Origin of the sequence: Brevibacterium oceani, from assembly GCF_013623835.1 — a bacterium.
Taxonomy (GTDB): Bacteria; Actinomycetota; Actinomycetes; order Actinomycetales; family Brevibacteriaceae; genus Brevibacterium; species Brevibacterium oceani.
On the sequence record NZ_JABKDE010000001.1, the window covers coordinates 592,037 to 615,583 of the forward strand.

18 protein-coding genes are annotated in these 23,547 nt (G+C 66.0%); 14 read left to right on the top strand and 4 right to left on the bottom strand.

What is annotated here, in order from left to right; translation table 11 throughout:
- From HK401_RS02785 to HK401_RS02815, 7 genes are all read left to right on the top strand, one after another.
- Positions 1-438 carry a DUF3817 domain-containing protein gene (locus tag HK401_RS02785; RefSeq protein ID WP_181273111.1) on the top strand — a complete coding sequence of 146 codons (438 nt, stop codon included), beginning with the start codon at positions 1-3 and terminating at the stop codon, positions 436-438.
- A 206-nt stretch (positions 439-644) separates the two neighbouring features.
- Positions 645-2,228 carry a glutamine-hydrolyzing GMP synthase gene (guaA, locus tag HK401_RS02790; RefSeq protein WP_181273112.1) on the top strand — a complete coding sequence of 528 codons (1,584 nt, stop codon included), beginning with the start codon at positions 645-647 and terminating at the stop codon, positions 2,226-2,228.
- Between the two features lie 205 nt (positions 2,229-2,433).
- Positions 2,434-3,198 carry a biotin transporter BioY gene (locus HK401_RS02795; RefSeq protein WP_181273113.1) on the top strand — a complete coding sequence of 255 codons (765 nt, stop codon included), beginning with the start codon at positions 2,434-2,436 and terminating at the stop codon, positions 3,196-3,198.
- Entirely contained in the window at positions 3,195-3,923 is a 729-nt protein-coding gene (locus HK401_RS02800) for an energy-coupling factor ABC transporter ATP-binding protein (protein WP_181273114.1), read from the top strand. The genes HK401_RS02795 and HK401_RS02800 overlap by 4 nt, the downstream gene beginning before the upstream one ends.
- The gene (locus HK401_RS02805; protein WP_219921650.1) at positions 3,920-4,636 is read left to right on the top strand and encodes an energy-coupling factor transporter transmembrane component T family protein; all 717 of its coding nucleotides are present in this window, start codon (positions 3,920-3,922) and stop codon (positions 4,634-4,636) included. The genes HK401_RS02800 and HK401_RS02805 overlap by 4 nt, the downstream gene beginning before the upstream one ends.
- Before the next feature lie 298 nt (positions 4,637-4,934).
- Positions 4,935-5,609, top strand: a complete 675-nt coding sequence (locus tag HK401_RS02810) for a hypothetical protein (protein ID WP_181273115.1) — start codon at positions 4,935-4,937, stop codon at positions 5,607-5,609.
- Positions 5,610-5,787: 178 nt separating this feature from the next.
- Positions 5,788-6,354, top strand: coding sequence for a cysteine hydrolase family protein (locus tag HK401_RS02815; protein ID WP_181273116.1), 567 nt, complete (start codon positions 5,788-5,790; stop codon positions 6,352-6,354).
- A 201-nt stretch (positions 6,355-6,555) separates the two neighbouring features.
- Here HK401_RS02815 and HK401_RS02820 read toward each other — a convergent pair whose 3' ends face one another.
- The gene (locus HK401_RS02820) at positions 6,556-7,737 is read right to left on the bottom strand and encodes a glycosyltransferase family 4 protein (protein WP_507134197.1); all 1,182 of its coding nucleotides are present in this window, start codon (positions 7,735-7,737) and stop codon (positions 6,556-6,558) included.
- Between the two features lie 243 nt (positions 7,738-7,980).
- On the opposite strand from HK401_RS02820, the gene HK401_RS02825 reads away from it, so the two are divergent.
- The 3 genes from HK401_RS02825 to HK401_RS02835 all read left to right on the top strand — a co-directional run bounded on the left by HK401_RS02825 (position 7,981) and on the right by HK401_RS02835 (position 12,225).
- Entirely contained in the window at positions 7,981-8,586 is a 606-nt protein-coding gene (locus tag HK401_RS02825) for a LemA family protein (RefSeq protein WP_181273118.1), read from the top strand.
- Positions 8,583-9,437, top strand: coding sequence for a tRNA pseudouridine(38-40) synthase TruA (truA, locus tag HK401_RS02830; RefSeq protein ID WP_181273119.1), 855 nt, complete (start codon positions 8,583-8,585; stop codon positions 9,435-9,437). The genes HK401_RS02825 and truA overlap by 4 nt, the downstream gene beginning before the upstream one ends.
- A 196-nt stretch (positions 9,438-9,633) precedes the next feature.
- Positions 9,634-12,225 carry a bifunctional metallophosphatase/5'-nucleotidase gene (locus tag HK401_RS02835; RefSeq protein WP_181273120.1) on the top strand — a complete coding sequence of 864 codons (2,592 nt, stop codon included), beginning with the start codon at positions 9,634-9,636 and terminating at the stop codon, positions 12,223-12,225.
- Between the two features lie 273 nt (positions 12,226-12,498).
- Here HK401_RS02835 and HK401_RS02840 read toward each other — a convergent pair whose 3' ends face one another.
- Complete coding sequence (locus tag HK401_RS02840; protein WP_258233924.1) at positions 12,499-14,727, bottom strand: alkaline phosphatase family protein; 2,229 nt, start codon at positions 14,725-14,727, stop codon at positions 12,499-12,501.
- The gene (locus tag HK401_RS02845) at positions 14,724-17,327 is read right to left on the bottom strand and encodes a hypothetical protein (RefSeq protein WP_181273121.1); all 2,604 of its coding nucleotides are present in this window, start codon (positions 17,325-17,327) and stop codon (positions 14,724-14,726) included. Before HK401_RS02845 ends, HK401_RS02840 begins: the two co-directional genes overlap by 4 nt.
- A gap of 319 nt (positions 17,328-17,646) precedes the next feature.
- On the opposite strand from HK401_RS02845, the gene rplM reads away from it, so the two are divergent.
- The 4 genes from rplM to HK401_RS02865 all read left to right on the top strand — a co-directional run bounded on the left by rplM (position 17,647) and on the right by HK401_RS02865 (position 21,425).
- Complete coding sequence (rplM, locus tag HK401_RS02850; RefSeq protein WP_181273122.1) at positions 17,647-18,090, top strand: 50S ribosomal protein L13; 444 nt, start codon at positions 17,647-17,649, stop codon at positions 18,088-18,090.
- A gap of 32 nt (positions 18,091-18,122) precedes the next feature.
- Positions 18,123-18,632 carry a 30S ribosomal protein S9 gene (gene rpsI / locus HK401_RS02855; RefSeq protein WP_181273124.1) on the top strand — a complete coding sequence of 170 codons (510 nt, stop codon included), beginning with the start codon at positions 18,123-18,125 and terminating at the stop codon, positions 18,630-18,632.
- A gap of 287 nt (positions 18,633-18,919) precedes the next feature.
- Positions 18,920-20,272 carry a phosphoglucosamine mutase gene (gene glmM / locus HK401_RS02860; protein WP_181273126.1) on the top strand — a complete coding sequence of 451 codons (1,353 nt, stop codon included), beginning with the start codon at positions 18,920-18,922 and terminating at the stop codon, positions 20,270-20,272.
- Between the two features lie 517 nt (positions 20,273-20,789).
- Entirely contained in the window at positions 20,790-21,425 is a 636-nt protein-coding gene (locus tag HK401_RS02865) for a putative endonuclease domain-containing protein (RefSeq protein WP_181273127.1), read from the top strand.
- 182 nt (positions 21,426-21,607) lie between these two features.
- On the opposite strand, the gene HK401_RS02870 is transcribed toward HK401_RS02865, so the two are convergent.
- Positions 21,608-23,470 (bottom strand): ABC transporter ATP-binding protein, encoded by a 1,863-nt coding sequence (locus HK401_RS02870; RefSeq protein ID WP_181273128.1) that lies wholly within the window; start codon positions 23,468-23,470, stop codon positions 21,608-21,610.
- Positions 23,471-23,547: the final 77 nt, after the last annotated feature.

Here is a 23,547-nt window from a genome sequence, read left to right on the forward strand (position 1 = left end):
GTGAGCGACGACCGCGAGTCCTTGGACTCCCGCCCCGACTTCGACGAGAGCAACGTGTGGAGCGTCAAACGCTTCACCTCGGCACGCAATGCGCTGAAGTTCTACCGTGTGATGGCGCTCATCACCGGCACCATGCTGCTCATCCTCACGGTCGAGATGATCTACAAATACCTCATCGCCGCCGACTCCGAGACCGCTCTGAACTTCGGCGGCTTCAACCTCGCCGCGGCCATCGCGATCTGCCACGGCTGGTGCTACGTCGTCTACCTCATCGGCTGCTTCTGGCTCAATCAGCAGATGCGCTGGAGCCTCGGCCGCTACCTCATCCTCGCGCTCGCCGGCGTCGTGCCGGTGATGTCGTTCATCCTCGAACGCCGCATCCACCGCCAGGTCGACGCCGAACTCGAAGCCGCCGTCGTCGTCGCCCCCAAGAGCTGAGGGTCCCGCAGGGCTGAGGATCCCGCTCCGCAGACGATTCACCTCGCCGAGGCGGCCCTGACCCTCCGTCCCGACCCTCGCCGAGTCGGCCCTGACATCCCGTCCCTACCCTCGCCGAGGCGGCCGTGACCAGGCCGCAGGCGTGCCCTGACCGCGGGGTGTGGCCCGAATTCGGGCGTGAAGTCGCCGGCGCATAGAATTGGATCATGACGCAATCCCAGTCCACGCAGGTGCCCCCTGTCCTCGTCGTCGATTTCGGCGCCCAGTACGCCCAGCTCATCGCTCGCCGCATCCGCGAGGCCGGCCTGTACTCGGAGATCATCGCCCATGATGCCCCGGCTGCCGAGTTCGAAGCGAAGAAGCCGGTGGCCATCGTGCTCTCCGGCGGACCCTCGAGCGTCAACGACGAGGGAGCACCGAGCTTCGACACGTCCGTGTTCGACCTCGGCATCCCGACCATGGGCATCTGCTACGGCTTCCAGCTCATGTCGACCAGCCTCGGCGGACGCGTGGCGAAGACGGACAAGCGCGAATACGGATCGACCCCGCTGGCGGTGAGCGATCAGGGATCGCTGCTGGCCGAGACCCCCTCCGCCTACAAGGTGTGGATGTCCCACGGTGACTCCGTCGCCGAGGCGCCCGCCGGCTTCGACGTCCTCGCCTCCACCCCCGATACCCCGGTGGCCGCCTTCGAATGCCCGGCGAAGAAGTTCGCCGGCGTGCAGTGGCACCCCGAGGTCCTCCACTCGGAGAACGGGCAGAAGATCCTCGAGAACTTCCTCTTCAACGTCGCCGGCCTCACCGCCGACTGGACGAACGAATCCGTCATCGACGAACAGGTCGAACTCATCCGCGCCCAGGTCGGGGACAAGAAGGTCATCTGCGCCCTGTCCGGCGGAGTCGATTCCTCCGTGGCCGCGGCACTCGTCCACAAGGCCATCGGTGACCAGCTCACCTGCGTCTTCGTCGACCATGGCCTGTTGCGCCAGGACGAACGGAGACAGGTCGAGAAGGACTATGTCGATTCGATCGGCGTCCGTCTGGTCACCGTCGACGCTCAGGAGCAGTTCCTCGGTGAGCTTGCCGGGGTCACCGACCCGGAGGAGAAGCGGAAGATCATCGGCCGCGAGTTCATCCGCACCTTCGAGACTGCTGCCGCCGATCTCGTGCTCGAGGCTCAGGAAGGCGAGGGCGAAGAGATCGCCTTCCTCGTCCAGGGCACCCTCTACCCCGACGTCGTCGAATCCGGCGGCGGATCGGGCACCGCGAACATCAAGAGCCACCACAATGTCGGCGGACTGCCCGATGACATCCAGTTCGAACTCATCGAACCCCTGCGTGCCCTGTTCAAGGACGAGGTCCGCGCCATCGGTCGTGAACTCGGCGTGCCCGAGGTCATCGTCTCCCGCCAGCCCTTCCCCGGGCCGGGCCTGGGCATCCGCATCATCGGCGAGGTCACCGAGGAGCGCCTCGACATCCTGCGCAGGGCCGACGCCATCGCCCGCGAAGAGCTGACGAAGGCCGGCCTCGACGGCGAGATCTGGCAGTGCCCGGTCGTCCTCCTCGCCGACGTCCGCTCGGTCGGCGTCCAAGGTGACGGCCGCACCTACGGCCACCCGGTCGTGCTGCGCCCGGTCTCGAGCGAGGACGCGATGACCGCGGACTGGACCCGCGTTCCCTACGACGTGCTCTCCGTGATCTCCAACCGCATCACCAACGAGGTCGACGACATCAACCGCGTCGTCCTCGACGTCACCTCGAAGCCCCCGGGCACCATCGAATGGGAATGATCGTCTGCCCGCCGACCAGCTGAACCGTGCCCCTCGCACGGGGCAGCGGATGATCGGCTCAGGCAGCGCCGAGGCGGCCACCGGACCCCCGAATGCCGTTCCTGAACAGTGTTCAGTTACAGTGGTGGGGTGCCCGGGGCCGCCTCGGGCGCATCCGGACGCCGATGGCCGGTGGATCGGGTGTATCACGAACAACGGAGTACACATGTCTCAGGCACCAAGCACCGCGTCGGCGGGCCTCACTCGCCCCCGCTCTGCCGGCCGCGCCGGTGATATCGCGCTCATCGCGGTCTTCGCCGCCCTGCTCGCGGCGTTTGCCATGATGCCCCCGGTTCCCGTCGGCCCGGCCGGCGTGCCGATCACCCTGCAGACCTTCGCGATCGCCCTGTGCGGCATGGTGCTCGGACCCTGGCGGGGCGCAGCCGCAAACCTGCTCTACGTGGTGCTCGGTCTGCTCGGACTGCCGATCTTCTCGGGCATGAACGGCGGCATCGGCGTGCTCGCCGGCCCCAGCGCCGGCTACATCCTCTCCTTCACCCTCTACGCCCTGGTCGCCGGGCTCATCGCTCGCTGGGCCGTGCGCCGCTTCCGCGGAGCGAAGCTCGGGGTGACCCTGTTCATCGGCGGATTCGCCGCGAGCCTGCTGCTCAACCACCCGCTGGGCATCCTCGGCATGTCGATCAACGCCGATCTGCCGCTGCGGGTCGCTGCCGTCGCCGATCTCGCCTACTGGCCCGGCGACATCATCAAGAACATCCTCGCCGCCTCGGTGGCCGTGCTCATCCATCGTGCGTTCCCCGACGTGCTGCGTCGCCGCGGGGTGAGCGTGACCTCTGTGGGCCGCTCCGGTGCTGTCGCCGCGGGGCAGGCGGACACGGCTTCAGCCGGACCTGGCGGGACGGCTGCTGCAGGACCTGCCGTTGACGGTCCGGCCGCCTCGGCGCCGGAGAGGGAATCGGACGCCAAGTGACCCGTGAGATCCGCTTCACCGACGTCGGCGTCGGAGTCCTCGACGAGGGGCCCGACGGCGAGGTCGTCCGGCCGATCCTCCAGGACGTCGGCTTCACCCTGACCGAGGACATCGTCGCCGTCATCGGCGCCAACGGCTCTGGCAAGTCGACCCTGCTGCAGCTGGTCAACGGCCTGGTCACGGCGAACGCGGGGCAGGTCCTCATCGATGGCCTCGACCCGTATCGGGAACCTGCGAAGGTCCGCTCCCGCGTCGGTTTCGTCTTCACCGATCCGGCCGCACAGCTGGTCATGCCGACCCCGATCGAGGACATCGAACTGTCCCTGCGCAAGTCAGTGCCGAAGGGCAGAAGGCGGGCGGCTGCTCTGGCCGTGCTCGACGAGCTCGGCATCGCTGACCTCGCCGAACGCAGCGTCTACGAACTCTCCGGCGGGCAGCGGCAGCTCGTCGCCCTGGCCGCCGTGCTCGCCGTCGACCCGCAGATCCTCGTCCTCGACGAACCGACGACGCTGCTCGATCTGCGGAACCGAGAGCGGCTGCGGGTGCACCTGCGCGAGCTCGTCGCCCGGCGGGGGATGCGGATTGTGCTGACCACCCATGACCTCGACTTCGCGCAGATCGCCCAGCGCGCCCTCGTCGTCGAGGACGGCCGCATCGTCGCCGATGCCACCCCCGCCGAGGCGGTCGAGACCTACCGCGAGATGATCATGAGCGATACGCCATGAGCGGGGATTCCCACCGTTCCGGCGAAAGCGCGGGCGTCGGCAGAGCTGACGGCAGCGTCGGAGGCCCCACCTCGGCGACGTGGCGGAGGAACGCGGGCATCAGACCGCGCCCGCAGCTCTTCGGCAAGGTTGCTCCCGCCCGCGGATGGCTGCACTCGGTCCCGACCGGGGTGAAGCTCGCGCTCATCGCGGCGATCGGCATCGTCGCGCTCATCTTCCGCGATCCCGTGATCAATTGGTCGATGTTCGTCGTCCTCGTCATCATCGGGTTCACAGCAAAGCTGCGCGTCACGTACTTCCTGCGCACGTGGCTCTATGTCGCCGTCTTGGTGGCCATCGTCATGACCCTGCAGTTCTTCTTCGGGTCCCTGCAGTCGGGTCTGGCCGTCGGCGGGACCGTATTCGCCTGTGTGCAGGCGGCGCTGCTGCTGACGTTGACGACGAGGGTCGCGCAGCTGCTCGATACCTTCACCGTGATCGTGTCTCCGTTGCGCTTCTTCGGTGCCAACACCGAGGCGATCGCTCTGACGGCGAGCCTCATGGTGCGGGCGATCTCTCACATCTCGGGGCTGTTGGGGGAGGCCGAGCGGGCTGCTCGCGCCCGGGGTCTCGATTCGAGCATCAAGGCCAGGGTGGTGCCGGCGATCCTGCGTTCGGTGAAGTACGCGCAGGATACGGGGCGTGCGCTCGATGCCCGCGGCATCGTGGACTGAACGCATTCACGCAGTCCGTCGCTTACGTTCCCGCCTTATTACTGACTGATGAGCAGCAGTTCCGTTCCGTGTCATGGGTGACCCGTAGAGTGCTGGCACGTCATCGGATCAAAGCAATGTTGCTGGATGACAGCCCGGACGAAAGCGGAGAGATGTCGAGCCCAAGCCTGCGGTCGCCCGTATTGGAGAGGTTCTACCTCGCCGCTGCCCCGAATCCGATCGCGTTCATCGATGAGTCGATGCGGCAGCCGACCAGTGTGGGGAGGGTCCGGCTGGTGAGGAGGTTGCATTCTATCAGATGGCCGCTGTCATCTTCTCTTACGCTCGCTTGGATGCTGTTCGCGAGCGACTGGTGGATGTCGCCGGAGGGTCCTATTGGCATACGAGTCAGAAATTCCGCGGATCCGATTTCGACCGCGGAGACATCATCGAGATGATCGAGACGGTCACCGAGGAATCGGTGTGGAACGTGATTGCCGTGAAGCTGCCGTTGGCAGGCAACTCTCGCCGCGATCTCGCTCGGGCGAGAGCCCTGTGTCTGGACCGGCTCGTCAGAAACCTCACTAGCGGCACCGGAGACGAGGCTGTTCGAGGGATCGTCGCTGACAATAATAAGGATCAGAAGCTCAACGGGCTGGACGAACAGGTACTCGACAAGCTGCGTAGTTCAGGCGCTATTCACTCCGACGTGGCCTTCTCTCACAGCCGAATGGGAGACGAGCCGCTGTTGTGGTCGGCCGACACAGTGTCGTGGGCGGTGCAGCGCAATATTCTCCGAGACGATATGAGGTTCATCGAGCCGACTCTGCGGGAGGGCAAACTGACGATGATCGATGCCGTCGACGGAAAGCTCTTGAATATGAAGCACCCCCTGGGTGCTTGCGCAAAAACCAGGGGGCCGTCTACCCAAGGGCCGGGATTATCCGGTAACCCGGGGCCTGACGTTGCTTCACTTTCATGGTATCAGCGCTGATTTCGGCCGACGATGAACTGCATTTCCCCGTGGTCTTGATCTGCGGCACTTCGGCACGCGGACTGCGATGCTCAGTCGGTCTCAGGGGGTCTTGATCCCTGACTCAGCTGACTATTCGGTGTAGGGAGTAGCCTCATCGGAAGAGGGTGCGAATCCCTCGCGAACCGAAGGAGACATGATGACTGACGTCGATCGAACCGTCCTGCTGGCCATGGATTTCCAGAACGGCATCGCCGGTGACGAGGCCTTCACTTCCACCGGAGTCCTCGAACGCGCACGCGACGCTGTGGCCGCCGCACGCGCGCACGACATCCCGGTCGTGTGGGTGCGGGTGGCGCTGCGCGAGGGCCAGCCGGAGCTGGCGGCGACCGCATCCTTCGCGCAGATCGCCGCGCACGGGGACCTCGATGAGGCCCATGCATCGACGAGCATTCATGAGACCCTCGACCGGCATCAAGGCGAGCCGATCGTGACGAAGCGGCGCATCAGCGCGTTCACCGGCAGCGACCTCGAGGTGCTGCTGCGCGGGTACGGAGCCTCGTCGCTCGTGTTGACGGGTGTTGCCACGAGCGGGGTCGTTCTCTCGACGGTGCGCCAAGCCGCGGATCTCGACTTCGAACTCACCGTGCTTGCCGACGCCTGCGCCGACCGGGACCCCGAGGTTCATCAGCTTCTCACCGAGAAAGTGTTCCCGAAGCAGGCGACTGTGACAACTGTCCAGGACTGGTCCGCCGGCCTCGCCTGACGCACGTTCTCGCCCGAGTCGCGGCATCGCCTGACGGACCTGTTTGCGTGCACGGCCGACGTCCCCTGACCAACACGCCCACACGCGTACTGTGCCGACCGCTCATGTTAGCGACGTTGTGCCAAGTTATGCGGCGAGCGGTTGTCACTGACGTGAGCGGTCGGCGGAAGGGAAAGAGGTGGCGGGGGGAGCAGGGCAACCTCAGAAGGGCAGGGTGTCCTCGAGGCGGGAGTTGACCATCGAGGCGAACCCGCGTCCGAGCACCTGCGGCGCCGGGTTCTCGATTGCCCTCGAGTAGTGGCCCACCAGCTGTGAGCACACGCTCTTCCAGCTCCGTGACTGCACCTGTTCACGACCGGCGACGCCGAAGGCTCGGCGCTTCGCCTCGTCGCCGAGTAAGTCGACGGCATGTCCGCGCATGGCACCGAGGTCCTTCGGGGCATAGAGCCAGCCGGTGCGGGAAGAGTCGACGAGGTCGAGCGGACCCCCGCGAGCCGGGGCGATGACTGGGACCTCGGAGGCCATGGCCTCCTGGATCGTCTGGCAGAAGGTCTCGAGTTCGCCGGGGGCGACCATGACATCGAAGCTGGCGACCGCCTGCGCCAAGGCGTCCCCGCCGAGGAACCCGGTGAAGTGAGCATTCGGCATCGACCGTTCCAGCCGTGTCCGCCACGGCCCGTCGCCGACGATGACGACCTTGGCACCGGGCAGGTCAGTGAGTACTGCGAGGTCGTCGACCTGCTTCTCCGCCCCCAACCTGCCGACGAAGCCGATGATCTTCTCACCGTTCGGCGCCACGGATCGGCGCCACGCCTCGGACCGATGGCTGGGGTCGAATCGGGACGAATCGACCCCACGGGCCCACAGGGCCACCTCGGCGACACCGAGTCCCTCCAACTGATCGATCGTGTAACTCGACGGTGCGAGCGTGAGCGAGGAATGCTGGTGGATGTTGCGGACGTGGTTCCACAGCATGGCCTCGATGCCGTGCATGCCGTACCGGGCGGCATAGGCGGGCACCTCGGTCTGGTAGATCGCGACGGTCGGGAGGTTGAGCGTCTGCGCGGCGAGCACCCCGCGCCAGCCGAGCACGAACGGGCTGGCGAGGTGGACGACGTCGGGAGCAAACCGCTGAAGGAGCCGACGGATTCGGGTCACGCCTCCGGGTGCGACGCGGATGCGACGATACTTCGGCAAGGCGATCGAGGGAACCCGGACGATGCGGGCTCCGGCGACCTCCTTCGGACCGTCCCTGCGGGTGCCCGGGGCGATGACGAGAACTTCGTCGCCGCGGTCGGCCAGATGGTCGAGGACCCGCAGGAGTGAGTGGGTGACCCCATTCATGTTGGGGAGGAAGGATTCTGCAATGATCGCTACTCTCACGTTTCCCAGCCAAGACCTCTTCGGTGACCAATGCGTGACCCGAAGGCGACGCGGCGGCGACATCTGGCCGAAATCGCCCGCGGCGAGTACGACAGCCAGTGCGCCAGAGCGAACGACCCGCAGTCATTGTGTCCGCATGGTGGCCTTGTCGCGACGAATCTCAACCCTGCGTAAACTGAGGTGTCGGAAAAGCCCGGGGCGCGAACGCGCAATCCGGGATGAGCACAGGCGAGGGGAGTGGCCGTGGGCTGGTACATCGTCGGCGGGTGCGTCCTCGCCGCCGTGGTCGTCCTGTTCGTCATCCTCACGGTGCTGCGCTTCAACCAGCTGTCGATGGCGCGGTCGCTGTGTGACGAAGCCAAGCGCCAGCTCATCGGCGAGATCCGCGCCCGCCACGCCCTCGTGCCCGCCTACATCGGCACCCTCCAGCAGATCGCGGGACAGGATCTCTCCCGGCTCGAACTCGCGCTCGCCTCCGCCGAACGCGCACCCTTCGATCATCGCGGTGCCGCCGCCGAGAACGCTCTGACCGCCGCCGTCAACGATGCCGCGCTCATCCCGTCGGCGCGGGCGGAGCGGTCCCTGTCCTCGGACTTCGCCCGTTCACAGACAGCCGCGGTCAACGAGGAGATCGACACGACGATCGGCCTCCTGCACGGTCAGCTGCAGGTGCTCACCGAGCGGATCCTCGCCGGCGCCCGCTTCTACAACACGAACGTCGAACGCTATCACCGCCAGCGGATGCGTCCGATCTCTCGCCTGTTCCAGGGCGTCTTCCAAGCCCGCGAACCGTTCACCGAGGTGGCCGACGGCGAGGGTAGCCCCGCCTCGGCGAAGGTCGTATCGTGACTCGGTTCCGCATCGATCTGGGCTACCGCGGCACGGATTTCCACGGCTGGGCGAAGCAGCCGGGCCTGCGCACCGTGCAGGACGCCGTCGAATCCGGGCTCGCACGCATCACCGGCACCGAGGTGGCCACCGTCGTCGCCGGCCGCACCGACGCCGGCGTCCACGCCCGCCGCCAGGTCGTCCACATCGACCTGGGCGAAAACGCTGTCGCCAAGCTCGTCGGCCGGTCGAATCGGTTCGCCGAGGTGGCCCTGCTCTCGCGTCTGCGCGGAGTCCTCGCCGCCGGCGACTGCCCCGACATCGTCGTCCATGCCGTGGCCGAGGTGACCGAGACCTTCGACGCCCGGTTCTCCGCGCTGTGGCGGTCCTACCGGTACCGACTCGCCGATCACCGGTCGTTCATCGACCCTCTGCTCACAGCCGTGACTCCCCGGCACAAGGGCGAACTCGACGCCGAGGCCATGGCCGAAGCCGCGGCCGAGGTCCAGGGTCTGCACGACTTCCTGCCCTTCTGCAAGCCGCGTGAGGGGGCCACGACGATCCGCACCCTCTATGAGCTGAGCGTCGAACGCGATCAGGACGCGGTCATCATCATCGACCTGCGCGCCGACGCGTTCTGCCATCACATGGTCCGCGCCCTGGTCGGAGGCCTGATCAAGGTCGGATCCGGCAGCTGGCCGGTCACCCGACCGGCCGAACTCATCGCCGAGGCGGACGCCGGGATCACTCCGGACGTGCCCATGTTCGTCACGTCTGCCGAAGGACTCGTCCTCACCGAAGTCGGGTACCCCGCACCCGAGGACTACGCCGCCCGCGCGGCCCAGACGATGGCCCGTCGCGACCAGGAGTGAGCGGAGAGTGATTGTCCGACTCGGATGATTGATGTCAGCAATATGGGAGGATCCCTCTTCCCAGTTGTGAGAATCCTGTGTAGATTCACATTGAGGTAACTCACAGTTCGCATTGGCACTGCAGGATGGAATCCGGCTTCACTCCCACAAGCACGGTTGATGTGCGCCTGACTCGATGATCGAAGGAACCGAATACATGTCGAAACTTGTGACCAAAGTGCTGGCGACGGGTGCCGCAGTGTCGATGCTGACACTGCCGGGACTCGCGCCGGTCGTCGCAGCGCCCAGCTTGGGCAACGGAAACTCTGCTGAAGACAGTGCTGTGCCGAGCACACCCGCTGAAACCGGTACCGAGAAGACCGCTGATTCCGCGAACGGAACTGACACGGCAAAGCGTACGAACTCCGGCGGGGGCGCCGTTCATCACGCTGACGGAGCGGAGGATTCCGAATCCGACGCCCATGCGGCAGAGGCAGGCACTCAGGTCCAGCTCCTCAACCTCACTGATTTTCACGGACGCATCTCCGAGACCGGCACCCAGGTCGCCTCCGTCATCGAAGAGCAGCGCGCAGGATTCGACGGTGCCGGGACCGCGGTTCTCTCGACCGGTGACAACATCGGCGCCTCGACCTATACCTCGTCGTCGCAGAACGATACGCCCACTCTCGACGTCCTCAACGCGATCGGCGTGCAGGCCTCGGCCGTGGGCAATCACGAATTCGACAGGGGCATCGACGACCTCACCGGGCGCGTCACTGACGAAGCCGACTTCCCGTACTCGGCGGCCAATGTCTATGACAAGGGAACAGAGAACGTCGTCGACGGCCTCGACGAGTACTCCGTCGTCGACGTCGGCGGGGTGAAGATCGCCGTCATCGGCGTCGTCACGAAAGACACCGCATCCTTGGTCTCTCCCGACGGGATCGCCGGTCTCGACTTCGGCGATCCGACCGATGCGGTCAACCGCGTCGTCGATGACATCGACGAGCTGCCTGAAGACGAACAGCCGGATATGACCGTCGTCGAGGCCCACCTCGGCGCGGCCACAACCGAGAGTCTCGAAGAGGCGGAGGCGTCGAACGCCGAGTTCAAGAAGCTCGTCACCGAAACCGACGCGTCGGTCGACGTCCTCTTCACCGGGCATACACACCTGCCGTACAAGTTCGAAGCTCCGGTGCCCGGAGACCCTGATCGCACCCGGCCCGTACTCGAAGCGGCGAACTACGGTGAGATCGTCGGCCAGGTTCAGCTCACGGCTGACGGCGACGGCAATTGGGATGCGGATGCGGTCGAGCTGCTCGACACCGCGGACAAGAGCTACGACTCGCCGGTCGTCGACGAGGTCGCGGGCATCGTCAGCGACGCGGAGGAGAAAGCGAAGGAACTCGGCTCGGAGGTCACCGGCACGATCAGTGAGGACATCACCCGGGCGAAGAAGGGTGACGACGAGGACCGCGGTGCCGAGTCCACGCTGGGCAACCTCGTCGCGGATGCACTGAAGGAAGGCGTCGAGGAGACACAGCTGGAGGAGGCCGACTTCGGGATCACGAACCCCGGCGGTCTGCGCACCGACCTGCTCTGCGACGATATCTACAACGACGAGGACGAATGCGAGGTCACTGTCGCCGAGCTCAACAGCGTGCTGCCTTTCGCGAACGACCACGGCGTGGTGACGATGAAGGGTGAAGACGTCATCGGTCTGTTCGAGGAACAGTGGCAGCCGGACGAGTCGTCGCGTCCGTTCCTGCACCTGGGCATTTCAGATGACCTCGACGTCGTCTATGATTCGAATGCCGACAAGGGCGAACACGTGAAGTCGGTCAAAGTCGACGGCAAGGAGATCGACCCGAAGGACGACTACCGGGTCGCGACGCTGAGCTTCCTCGCAGCCGGCGGCGACAACTTCACTTCGTTCGCCAAGGGCGACTTCGAACAGTCCGGTCTGACTGACTTCGAGACCTGGGAGAACTACTTCAACAAGCACCAGGACGAGGGCAAGGACGTCACCCCCGACAAGAACGAACGCCAGGCCGAAGCGGCCAAGGACGTCATCAGCAGCGGTGACCTCGAGGCCGAACTGACCGGACCGAAGGCCATCAAGCCCGGTGAGAGCGCCGACTTCGTCCTCACGACCGACGCGAAGTCGAAGGTGGCAGGTCCGGTCGACGTGACCGTCGATCTGCCGGAGGGATACACCGCCGAGGCGGCCGGGAAGTCCTCGACCCAGTCGACGTCCGCTGACGCCCCCGAGGTCAGCGCCGAGGACGAAGCCGCGAAGACGATGACGCTCGATTCGATTCCGGCAGGGGAGTCCGAGACTCCCGTGACCGTGACCGCGCCGAAGGATGCCTCCGGTGACGTGACCGTCAAGGTCAGCCTGCAGGCGAACGCCGACGGCCCATGGTGGGACGACAACCCGCTCCCGCTGGCTCATGAGTTCAAAGCCACCGCCACGGTCGGCGACGACGCGAATGCCTCGGCCGGAGACGATGGTTCGGCCGACGGCGGTGCCGACGGCGGCAACGCCGACGGTGGTGACAGTGCGGCAGGTGGTGCGGACGGTTCGTCCGCGGCCGGCGGGGCGAGCGCCGACGCTGATGGTGCGAACGCCTCCGCCGACGGCGGTTCCGCTGACGGTTCGGGCTCGGATGCGAACGGTTCGAAGGACGGCGGCGACCTGCCTCGCACCGGTTTCGAGACCTTCAATATCGTCGCTGCGGCTCTGGCGCTCATCGTCGCCGGCGGCACTGCGGTCACACTCGTCCGGCGCCGGAGGATCAACAGCTGACACGACGCCGATACTGTTATCGGCACAGACTGCGGGGCCGGAGAGTTCACCTCTTCGGCCTCGCAGTTCTGTACGCGCAGGCCCCTGCCCGCAGTTCTGTACGCGCGGGCCCCTGCCCGCAGTCCTCTACCCGGTGCCTGCCGAATCACCAGCACACGGCCGGGCATCCACCACCGGTAGCGGCACACCCTCCTCGGAGCGACTTGTCGCACAGGTGTTTCGGTAGGTTCTGTCGCTGCCGCGCTGAGGTGTCGTCGGGTGTAGGCGCTGCGGCTACTGCGCTGAAATGTCGTGGGGTGTAGACGTTGCCTCGCCAGCACCGTCGGGCACTGGCGGCAGGCTGGCGCGGAACGTCTCGAGGTGCGCGAGGATCGGGACGAGGAAGAGGATGCCGACGGCCGGCACCACAATGCCCGAGTCATTGATGACAGTGCCAACTCCGAGCAGGATCGCGAGGCTGATGACTGCCGCGCGCAGCAGCGGAATCCGCCGGTACGTGTCGTCGAGTCCGCGCAAGCCGAAACGCTGCGGATCGAGGGCGAGCCAGAAGACGCCGATGATGAACAGCGGCAGCACCAACGTCATCCACGACTGTGTGAGGATGTCGATGTTCATCCCGATCTTGCGGGCGAGCACGCCCAGCGCCTGACCATTGATGATCGAATCGAAGAACCGACCGAAGTGCGTGCGCTGGTCCGCTGGGCGCAGCCAGTCGAGGAACAGCACCGTGAGCATGACGAAACCTGCGATGCCGACCGTCAGTCCCAGACGCTTGAGGGAGAAGCGGACACTCGCCGCGGCCAGCACCAGGTAGGCCACTCCGACGATGAGCGTCGGCACCGACCCGAACTTCGTACCCAGACCCGGTGAAGCGAGGATGACGCAGGAGACGACCACAGGCAGCGTGACGATGAGGACGCGGTGCAGCGGCTTCGTCACCAGGGATGCGAAACCGGCCACGGCCAGCAGCAGCGCACAGCAGTACAGCGCCAGAGCTGAGTTGCCGATCCCGTAGAACCGGGAGGCGATGAGCAGCGGCTCACCCAGCAGCGTCGACATCTGCAGCTGCGAACCGGTCATCACGTCATAGGCGAGCACGCAGACGGTGACGACCGAGACGAAGAGCACCGGCCCGAACTTGTGACGGCGCCACGGTCCGAGCAGAGCCAAGACTCCCAGCAGCAGCGACCACCCGACCAGGGCGCCGAGCATCGCGATGTCCGGATTCGTCGCCCGCTCCCACGGCACCGTGTTGACCAGATACGTCGAGATCGGCATCGCCGCGAACACGACGCCGAGGCGGTAGGTGCCGGAATGGATGAGTTCGCGATCGTTCTTCCGCAGGAACCACGCCAGAGCCAGCAGCCCGAGCATGAGCGTGGCGACGACCGGGAAGAACCATGTCGACAGGTCATTCTGCGTCTTCACCGCCACCTGACGGTCGAGCACCGCCTGATAGCGGACCTTCCAATCGGTCCCGTCCGAACCGGCGGTCATCGGTGCGCCGGCGGCATTGTCCATCTCCTCGGCCCCGGAGAGCTGAACGAGGGTCGGAGCGAGGTCCGGCACCTGCACAAGCCCCGGCTGCCTCGTCGACGACGACGTCAGCAGCCCCGCCGACTGGCCGGGCCTCAGCATCATCGTCGCCTGCATCGACGACCCCTTGTGCGCACCATCGGCGATCGAGGAGAACACGATCGGCGTGCGCCCCTCACCCATCCGATTCGGCCGGTCGGCGTCCATCCACCCGGTCGCCTCGAGGACGTCCCCGACCTGAGCGTCGAGCTTCTTGAGCGAATACCCGTCGGCGGCGGTGTTGCCGAGATCAACAAGCGTGAGCTCCCCATTCCCGGCCGACTTCGCCACGTCCGATCCCAGTTGAGAGCTCACCGGCGACCAGTTCTTCACATGCCCGGTGGGGGTGGCGGCGGCGATCGCAGCACCGTTGCCGAAGGAACGGATATCGGGGACCGCCTCGGCGAGGGAGCCGAGTGCAGCATCGTAGTTGTCACCGCGCGCGACCTGCGCATACACATCCCAATCGGCGACCCAGCCGTTCATCGGCGCGGCCGGTTCGCGGCACTGATCGCGGGGTTCGTCGGCGGCTCGTCGGCCCGATCCAAGCCCGAGCCAACCGTCGACCGGGCAGCTCGTCGATCGTACGCTGCGGGGCGTGATCGTTCCGATCTGCGCGTTCTTCATCATCACCCACAGGTGCGGGGTCGTGCGCGGGTCGAGGTCCTCGAACCTGAATCCGGAGACGCTGACCGACACGGCTCCTTGTCCCTTCGCCGAGGTGGTCCTGCCCGAATCCTCGTCCGTGCCCTGAGCGTCGGCGGCCGATCCGGCACTCACCGAGGTGGCCCTGCCAGCCGATGATGGCCGATCCGACGCGTGGACCTGGGCCGCGGTCGCAGCCTGCGGGAGACCGAGGACGACGAGGACGACGGCGAGCACTCCGAGGAGAACCCGAGCCGCTGTTGAGGGAACGCGCATGGTCATCGGCGCACCTCCTCGGCGCCGGTGACAGTGTCACTGTCACCGTCACTGTCGGTGTCGGTGGAAGTACTGCCATCGCCCGAGCTCGGCCGGGTGCGCGGCCCGGCGACGGCGTCCTCGGCGTGGTCGGCGCTGAGTGCGAGCAGGAAGGGCAGGAGCACCATCGCTCCGGTCGAGGGCACAGCGACACCGGAATCGGTGAGCACGAGACCGACGCCGAGGCCGGTGACCGCGGCGAGGAACCCGAAGTGGAGATCGGAGTCGGCGAAGACCTGCGGCAGCTTGCCCCGCCACTTGTTCGCCAGTCGCCCGGCACGACTGCCGCCTTGCCCGCTGGCGCCATGCCCGCTGCCGCTGAAACCATTCGCTGCGAACCGGGGGAAGACCACGAGGTAGCGGAGGAAGAAGAGGACTGCGATGACCGCGAGCGGGGTGACGATCGCCAGCGCCGGATTGATCTGGATGATGTGGAGGTTCGCGCCGAGTTTGCGTCCGATGACCTGCAGCGCCTCACCCGTGACGATCTGGTCGAAGAAGGTGCCGAAGTGCGACCGCGAACCGGCCGGACGCAGCCAGTCGAGGAACGCGATGCCGATGAGCACCGCCAGCGACGCCAGACCGATGAGCCCCAGACGCAGCAGGGACAGGCGGATCTTCGACAGCAGCGCCAGCAGCACCATGAGACCGGCGAGGATCGCGATCGTCCCGCCGAACTTCGCCCCCCACGAGGGATTGCCGGAGACGAACACGGCGGCGAGGCCGATGATGAGAGGAACGACGATGACCGCCTTGCGATGGCCGCGAGCCCGCAGCCAGGAGACGAGCAGTCCGAGGAAGACGAAGAGGCTGACGATGAAGATCGCGGCCCCCTGGTTGCCGAGGCCGTAGTAGCGGCCGCCGACGATCGGGTTGTAGCCGAGCAGGGAGTTCGCCTGCAGGTGCGATCCGGTCGCCAGGTCGGCCGAGAGGATGATGAGATTCGCCGCGGACAGGGCGCCGACACGGCCGCGCCAGGACCGTCCCCACGGCGGGAGGAGAGAGACCGCGAAGAGTGCGGCGGCGGTGCCGAGTACCGACAGCAGCAGACCGAGATCCGGCTGGCTCATCCGCGACCAGGGGATGAGCCCGGCGAGGAAAGCCCCCGTCGGCAGGGCCGCGATGCCGAGGGAGACCCAGCCCAATGATCGGTGGACGAGCGGTGCCAGGGTGGCCCCGCCTCGGCGGCCGAGGATCGACCGGCTCAGCAGCAGTCCGCAGGCGATGAAGAGGCAGTAGAAGACGATGTCGAGGGTGATCGAGAACGTCGACAGGTGCGCATAGATCGACGTCGACTTCTGTGCATCCGCGACGAGGTCGTCGATGCGGGTCTGCGGATCGTCATCGGTCGGGGTCTGGGTGAAGCTGATCCCGCTGTCGGACGGCACGTCGAGAAGGTCGAGGATGCCCGGGGCCAGGTCCGTGATCTGCAGCAGCCCGGGGGTCCTGGTCGTCGGTGAGGACAGGGACGAGGGTTCGATGCCGGGGCCGGAGGCGATGAAGGCACGCAGCTGCGGCAGCCCCGAACTGTCGCCGAGGCCGGCGACGATGACCGTCGGATCGGCCGCCCCGTCCTTCGCGTTCTCACGCACCTCTTTGAGCCCGACCCCGAGGCGGCGGTCCGCCTCGGCGACGCGGTCCTGCCGGTCGACGTTCGGCGGCACGGTGTAGGAGTAGTTCGGGATCGGGTCGTACAGCCACGACCGAATGCCGATCGCACCGAGGTCGACGACGTCGAGCCGGCAGTCTGTGGCGTTGGCGTCCTCCGCATAGTTGGTCACCACGCCGTCCTCGTCGGCGGCGGCGTAGGCGGCGCCCGGGCCTTCGGCGGCGACGCAGGGTTCGAGGATTGAGTCCTCGGCTTCGGCGGCGGTGCCTTCGGGCACGACCTTGCCGCGGTCGGCCACGGCACGGGCGAGCATCCCGTAGTCGACGGAGTAGCCGGATCCGATGTTCGGCTCTTTGACGGAGTCGAAGTCGTCGATTCTCGCTGTGCTCGCCCCGGCTACGGATTTCCCTGCATGAGTTTCGTCACTCTCCGCCGCGGAATCAGCTCCGGTCGCACCCTCGGGGATCGGTTCGGAGGCGCCCTCGTCGGAATCGATCGAGTCGGAGTCGACGTCGGTGGTCGGGGCGAGCATTGCCGGGCAGCGGGCCGAATCGGACTCGTCGGCCGCCTCGGCGTCGGGGGTGGGGCCGGCCTGCGCGCGGGACCCGGCGCCGAAGGACAGCCATCCCGATGCCGGGCAGGTGGCCGAGCCGATCGTGCGCACATTGAGGTTGGCCGCGGCCCCCTCGGAGAGCAGGCGGTAGAGGTTCGGTGTGCGCTCAGCATCGATATCGTTTATGGTCAGGCCGGGTATGCCGAAGACGATCGTCTTCCCCGCCGGGTCCGTCGAGGCGCTCGCCGAGGTGGCCCCGGCCGCGCCGTCCGATCCTTGAGCGGCGCGCGATTCCTGCGCCGAGGCGGTCGTGGGCTCCGAGGACGACTGCGTCGTCGCTGCATCCGCAGTGGACGGGGAGAGTCCGAGTCCCATCGTCACGAGCCCGACCAGGAGGCCCAGCATCAGGATTCTGAATGCGGGAAGTCGTGGGAGCAGGCTGGAGTGAGTCGGCACAGATCAATACTATCGGCTTGGGTTTCCGCCCGTCCTGAGACCGCTCTGGGCGTTTGCTCCCCGGGTGAGGGGCCGTGTATATTTGATTGTCGTTGTGTGTGCTTGTCGCACTCCCTTACATAGCCTCATGCGTTGCAGGCCCGTAGGTGAGGGGAATGCGTCGATAGGTTCACCCGATTGAAGACAACCAGCGCTTGAGACCCAGCGGACTCACGACTCGATGAGGATCGAGCGCTGCACTGAACAAGATACGAAAAGAAGGCTACTTTTGCGTACGTACACACCCAAGCCCGGTGACATCGAGCGCCAGTGGCACGTCGTTGACGCCACTGACCAGGTGCTCGGTCGCCTTGCTTCGCAGGTTGCACGCCTCCTGCGCGGCAAGCACAAGACCACCTTTGCTCCGAATGTCGACACCGGTGACTTCGTCATCATCATCAACGCCGACAAGGTCGCGCTGACCGGTGCGAAGCTCGAGAAGAAGCGCGCTTACCGCCACTCCGGTTACCCCGGTGGCCTCAAGAGCGTCAACTACGCCGAGCTGCTCGCCACCCACCCCGAACGTGCAGTCGAGAAGGCTGTCGCCGGTATGGTCCCGAAGAATCGTCTCGGACGTGCCCAGATGCAGAAGCTGAAGGTCTACGCAGGTGCCGAGCACCCGCACGCCGCTCAGAATCCGCAGCCGTACGAACTCAGCCAGGTCGCGCAGTAAGCGCCTGAGCTCTAGACATCCCGAGGAGAACCGTGGCTGATACCACCAACGCGACAGAAACTGTCGAAGAAGAGATCACCGAATACACTTCCGAGACTCCCGCATCTGCCGGCCTGGGCGAAAGCACCGCTGGCGGACGCGGACAGTCCCTGACCGCCCCCGGCAACGGAGTGGGCCGCCGCAAGCAGGCAATTGCTCGCGTGCGTCTCGTTCCCGGCACCGGTGAGTGGACGATCAACGGACGTACTCTCGAAGAGTACTTCCCGAACAAGCTGCACCAGCAGCTCGTCAACGAGCCCTTCACCCTGCTGGACCTCGGTGGACGTTTCGACGTCATCGTGCGCATCTCCGGCGGCGGACCTTCCGGCCAGGCCGGAGCCGTCCGACTGGGCGTGGCTCGCTCGCTCAACCAGATCGACGCGGAGTCCAACCGCGCCGAGCTGAAGAAGGCCGGCTACCTGCGTCGCGACGCTCGCGTCCCCGAGCGCAAGAAGGCCGGACTCAAGAAGGCCCGCAAGGCACCTCAGTTCTCGAAGCGCTGATCAACCTGTTCGAGAAGCTGCGGCTGGTCTGCCACTGAGTCGCAGTCATCGACAGTTCAGTTCGACGAACTCAAGAATGCGGCCCCGAACCTCGTTCGGGGCCGCATTCTCATACCCGGGTGCGGCGGTGCCGCCGCGGTGACGTAGTGCGGTGGTGCGCTCTGCCTTGAACGAGCTCCTACCAAGCCGCAACCGCTGCGCTGACTGCCGGGGCCTCGGCAGCGATCAGCCGCCTCGGCGAAGGAATCGACTAAGATCGACTCCGACATTGACGAAAGGATCCCCACATGTCTCGACTCTTCGGCACCGATGGTGTGCGCGGACTGGCCAATCGCGATATCTCGGCCAAGCTCGCACTCCAACTCTCGGTCGCAGGTTCTCGCGTGCTCAGCCGCGGCTGGGCCGGGGAGAAGCGCCCCTTCGCCGTCGTCGGACGTGACACCCGAGTGTCCGGCGAATTCCTCTCCGCCGCGCTGAGCGCGGGCATCGCCTCGACCGGGGTCGATGTGCTCGATGCCGGAATGCTGCCGACTCCCGGCATCGCGCAGGTGGTCAAGGACACCGGTGCGGCCTTCGGCGTCGTCATCTCCGCCTCGCATAACCCCATGCCCGATAACGGCATCAAGTTCTTCGCCGCCGGCGGGAAGAAGCTCGACGACGCGGTCGAGGACGATATCCTCGCGATCTTCGATGAGGACTGGGACCGGCCGACCGGCGCGGACGTCGGACGCATCTCCCGCTACCCGGCCGCCGCCGACGAATACACCGAGCACCTCGTGGCATGCCTCGATGCCGAGGGTGTGCGCCCCTTGTCCGGTCTCAAGGTCGTCGTCGACTGCGCCAACGGCGCCGCATCGATCGTCGGGCCCGCCGCGTTGCGTCAAGCCGGCGCCGAGGTGATCGTCTCAGCCGCCGAACCCGACGGCTTCAACATCAACGACGGAGTCGGTTCCACCCATCTCGGTCCGCTGCAGCGTCTCGTCGTCGAGACGCAGTCCGACCTCGGTGTGGCCTTCGACGGGGACGCCGATCGCTGTCTGGCCGTGGACGCGCTCGGTCGCGTCGTCAACGGTGATCAGGTGATGGGCATCCTTGCGATCGCGCTCAAGGAGCTCGGTGAGCTGCGGGGCAATACGCTCGTCACCACTGTGATGTCGAACTTGGGACTCAAGCAGGCGATGGACAAATACGGCATCAACACCGTCCAGACCGCTGTGGGCGACCGGTACGTGCTCGAGCGGATGCTCGCCGACGGGTATGCGCTCGGCGGGGAGCAGTCCGGGCACGTGCTCATGCTCGACCACGGCACCACCGGTGACGGCGTGCAGACCGCTCTGCACCTGATGAAGCGGATGGCCGATGCCAAGCGCACTCTGGCCGACCTCGCCGCGGAGATCCCGCAGCTGCCGCAGGCACTTGTCAACGTCAAGGGCGTGGACAAGAACAATGTCGATCACCCGCAGGTCGCCGCCGAAGTCGCCGCCGTCGAGGCCGAACTCGCCGACACCGGACGCGTGCTGCTGCGCGCCTCGGGCACGGAGCAGCTCATCCGCGTGATGGTCGAGGCCGCCACCGAAGACACAGCCACCGAACAGGCCGAACGCCTCGCCGCCTCGGTCAAGGAGCACCTGGCGCTGTAACCGTCCGTGGCGCTCCGCTGCCCTCAGGTAACGCGAAACTCGAAAAAGTCGTCGCCAGTGACGACTTTTTCGAGTTTCGCGTTACCTGAGCCTGTGTGTTTGAGTACGCAGTTTTCCACAGGCCATTCTCTCGCCCTTGCGCACGGGTGTCCCGCACCGCGATGGTGGGTGCATGTTCGCGTGTCTGACGTCGGCAGAGCTCAGCGCCGCTGGATTGAGCTCCCACCAGCTTCGGTTGGCTGAGCGCTGTTGCCTGAGGAGAGTCCGTCGCGGTGTCTACGTGGTGACGGCGGTCTGTGACGATCCGGCGCATCGAGTCATCTCGACTGTCGGGTCGGCACCTGGAACCACCTTGCCGCAGGAGTCGGGAGGGGCAATGAAGCGGAACGAAGATCTGCGCATCCTCGTGCGATCCTATGTCGACGATCTGCCGGATGGAGCGGCCTTCTCTCACCGAAGCGCTCTGATCGTCCACGGCCTCTCGATCCCGTACTCCGAGAAGGGCCCACCAACCCGTGTGGAATTCGCCCACCCGGAGTTCGGGGCGCAGCGTTCCTTCGTGCACGTCTGGAAGAGGCCTCTGGAGGGGAGCATCGAAGTCGTCGACAGGTGCAGGGTCACCACCTTGCTTCGGACGTTGCGCGACGTTGCCCGTGACTGCCCTCTGGCATTCGCCGTCGCCGTCGTGGACGAGGCGATCCGTCGGAATCTCACCTCTGCGCGAGAATTCGCAGACTACTGTGCTCGCAACCTTGTGAGAACCCGCCAGCGACGCATCGACGCAGTTCTCACGAATGTCGATGGTCGGCGGGAATCTGTGGCCGAATCGATCACCGCGGTTCGGTTCGTCGAATATTCAATACCGGGCTTTTCGCCGCAGGTGGTGATCTGTGACGAGAACGGCGACTTCGTCGCGCGGACCGACTTCGCCAATCGGAAGGCGCATGTCATCGCTGAGTTCGATGGTGCAGGGAAGTATTACCTCGACGGAGCCGATCCGAAGCGGGCGTTCGAGCATGAACGCCGCAGGGAGTATTCGCTGCGCAATCTGGGCTACCAGGTCTTCAGGATCACCTGGAAGGATCTTTTCAGCGGCGACCTCTTCCTGCGAATCAAGGAGAGCGTCAAGAGGCGCAGTGCGCAGACGGCGTAGTCGGCGAACTCTGCGCGGGAACGTGCAAAGGGGACACACGCCGATCGCGCGAAAACCAGTGCCTTTCAGGGTGCCGCACCGCAGCGAGTTCCGCTCAGGTCGCGCGAATCTCGAAAATATCGTCACTGGCGACGCGCTTTTCGAGATTCGCGTGACCTGAGGCCGGAGGGGCCGCCGGCCCGTCAGCTCGAGGCGAACTGGGTGGCGTAGAGCTCGGCGTATCGGCCGCCGCGGCCGACCAGTTCCTCATGCGTACCTGATTCGACGATGCGACCGGCCTCGACGACGAGGATCGTATCGGCCTGCCGCACCGTGGAGAGCCGGTGCGCGATGACCAGTGCCGTACGCCCGTGCATCGCCTGGGCCAGGGCCTGCTGGATCGCGGCCTCGTTCGTCGAATCCAGCGCCGAGGTGGCTTCGTCGAGGACGACGATCTCCGGGCTCGCCAGCAGCATGCGGGCGATCGTCAGTCGCTGACGCTCACCGCCGGAGAGACGGTACCCGCGCTCACCGACGACCGTGTCGAGACCATCGGGCAGCGCGTCGATGACGCCTCGCAGCTGCGCGCGTGTGAGTGCATCCCACATCTGCTCCTCGGTGGCGTCGGGATTGACGAGCTGAAGGTTCGCGCGGATCGACTCATGGAAGACGTGACCGTCCTGGGTGACCACGCCGACAGCCTCGCGCAGATCGGCGAACGACAGATCCCGCACATCGACTCCGCCGATGCTGATCGTGCCGCCGGTGACATCGTAGAGGCGGGGCAGCAGGGATGCGATCGTCGACTTGCCGGCACCGGAGGAGCCGACGAGGGCGACCGTGTGTCCGGCCGGAATCGTGAAACTGAGGTCATGGATGACCTCGTCGCCGCTGCGGGAGTCGAGCACGGAGACGTCCTCGAGGCTCGCCAGGCTGACCTGTTCGGCACTCGGGTAGGCGAAGTCGACATGATCGAAGGACACGTCCAGACCGCCGGCAGGCAGCGCACGCGGCTTCTCGGGTTCCTTGAAGTACGGCACGAGATCGAGGATCTCGAACACGCGCTGGAATGACACGACAGCGCTCTGGATGTCCAGACGAGCATTGGCGAGCATCGTCAGCGGAGTGTAGAGCCGGGTCAGCAGCAGCGCCAAGGTGACGACCTGACCGGCATTGAGGTTGCCGAGCACGGCTTGAGCACCGCCGACGCCGTAGACCAAGGCGAGAGCGAGGGCGGAGACCAGCGTCAGTGAGGACACGAACGTCGACTGCAGCATCGCGACCTTCACCCCGATGTCGCGGACCTGTCCGGCGCGGTCGGCGAACTCCTCATTCTCCTTGCGGGGATTGCCGAAGAGCTTGATCAGCGTGGCGCCGGCCGCGGAGAACCGCTCGGTCATCCGCGTCGACATGTCCGCGGAGTTGTTCGCGGCTTCGAACTGCAGGGAGGCGAGTCTGCCCGACAGCATGCGGGTGGGGATGATGAACAGCGGCAGCAGCAGGATCGACATCACGGTCACCTGCCACGAGATCGTGACCATGACACCGACCGTCAGGGCCAAGGAGACGAAGTTGGACACGATGCCCGACAGCGTGTTGGAAAACGCCCGCTGGGCACCGATGACGTCGGTGTTGAGCCTGGAGACCAGGGCGCCGGTGCGAGTGCGGTTGAAGAAGGCGATCGGCATCGCCTGGACGTGGTCGTATACGGCCGTGCGCAGATCGAAGATGAGTCCCTCACCGATGCGCGAGGACAGATAGCGGTTGGTGATCGAGATGGCGGCGTCCGCGATGGCGAGTCCGCCGATCGCGACGGCCAGCCACACCACAGTGGCCACCGGACCGCCGCCGGTGATCGCGTTGACGACGTCGCCGGCGAGCACCGGATTGAGCACGCCGATTCCTGCAGTGAGCACGGAGAGGATGAGGAAGACGATGAGTTTGCGCTTGTGCCGGGAGGCGTATGCGGCGATTCGCCGGTAGATGCCAGGCTGGATGGACGTCTGCGGGGTCTTCTGGGTCTTGACCGAGGAGTACATGACGCGGTGAGGGGAGGGCATACTCATGGCGGGCCCCTTTCTGCTGCCGATGCGACCGGGGGCCGACGGGGATCACCGGCGGTGATGAACGGGAATGCCCGTGG

What these genes read in the sequence shown, in the direction of transcription:
- guaA (WP_181273112.1), top strand. Translation starts at nt 645, where the DNA reads ATGACGCAATCCCAGTCCACGCAGGTGCCCCCTGTCCTCGTCGTCGAT.
- HK401_RS02795 (WP_181273113.1), top strand. Translation starts at nt 2,434, where the DNA reads ATGTCTCAGGCACCAAGCACCGCGTCGGCGGGCCTCACTCGCCCCCGC.
- HK401_RS02805 (WP_219921650.1), top strand. Translation starts at nt 3,920, where the DNA reads ATGAGCGGGGATTCCCACCGTTCCGGCGAAAGCGCGGGCGTCGGCAGA.
- HK401_RS02810 (WP_181273115.1), top strand. Translation starts at nt 4,935, where the DNA reads ATGGCCGCTGTCATCTTCTCTTACGCTCGCTTGGATGCTGTTCGCGAG.
- HK401_RS02815 (WP_181273116.1), top strand. Translation starts at nt 5,788, where the DNA reads ATGACTGACGTCGATCGAACCGTCCTGCTGGCCATGGATTTCCAGAAC.
- HK401_RS02835 (WP_181273120.1), top strand. Translation starts at nt 9,634, where the DNA reads ATGTCGAAACTTGTGACCAAAGTGCTGGCGACGGGTGCCGCAGTGTCG.
- HK401_RS02840 (WP_258233924.1), bottom strand. Translation starts at nt 14,727, where the DNA reads ATGACCATGCGCGTTCCCTCAACAGCGGCTCGGGTTCTCCTCGGAGTG.
- HK401_RS02845 (WP_181273121.1), bottom strand. Translation starts at nt 17,327, where the DNA reads ATGCTGGGCCTCCTGGTCGGGCTCGTGACGATGGGACTCGGACTCTCC.
- glmM (WP_181273126.1), top strand. Translation starts at nt 18,920, where the DNA reads ATGTCTCGACTCTTCGGCACCGATGGTGTGCGCGGACTGGCCAATCGC.
- HK401_RS02870 (WP_181273128.1), bottom strand. Translation starts at nt 23,470, where the DNA reads ATGAGTATGCCCTCCCCTCACCGCGTCATGTACTCCTCGGTCAAGACC.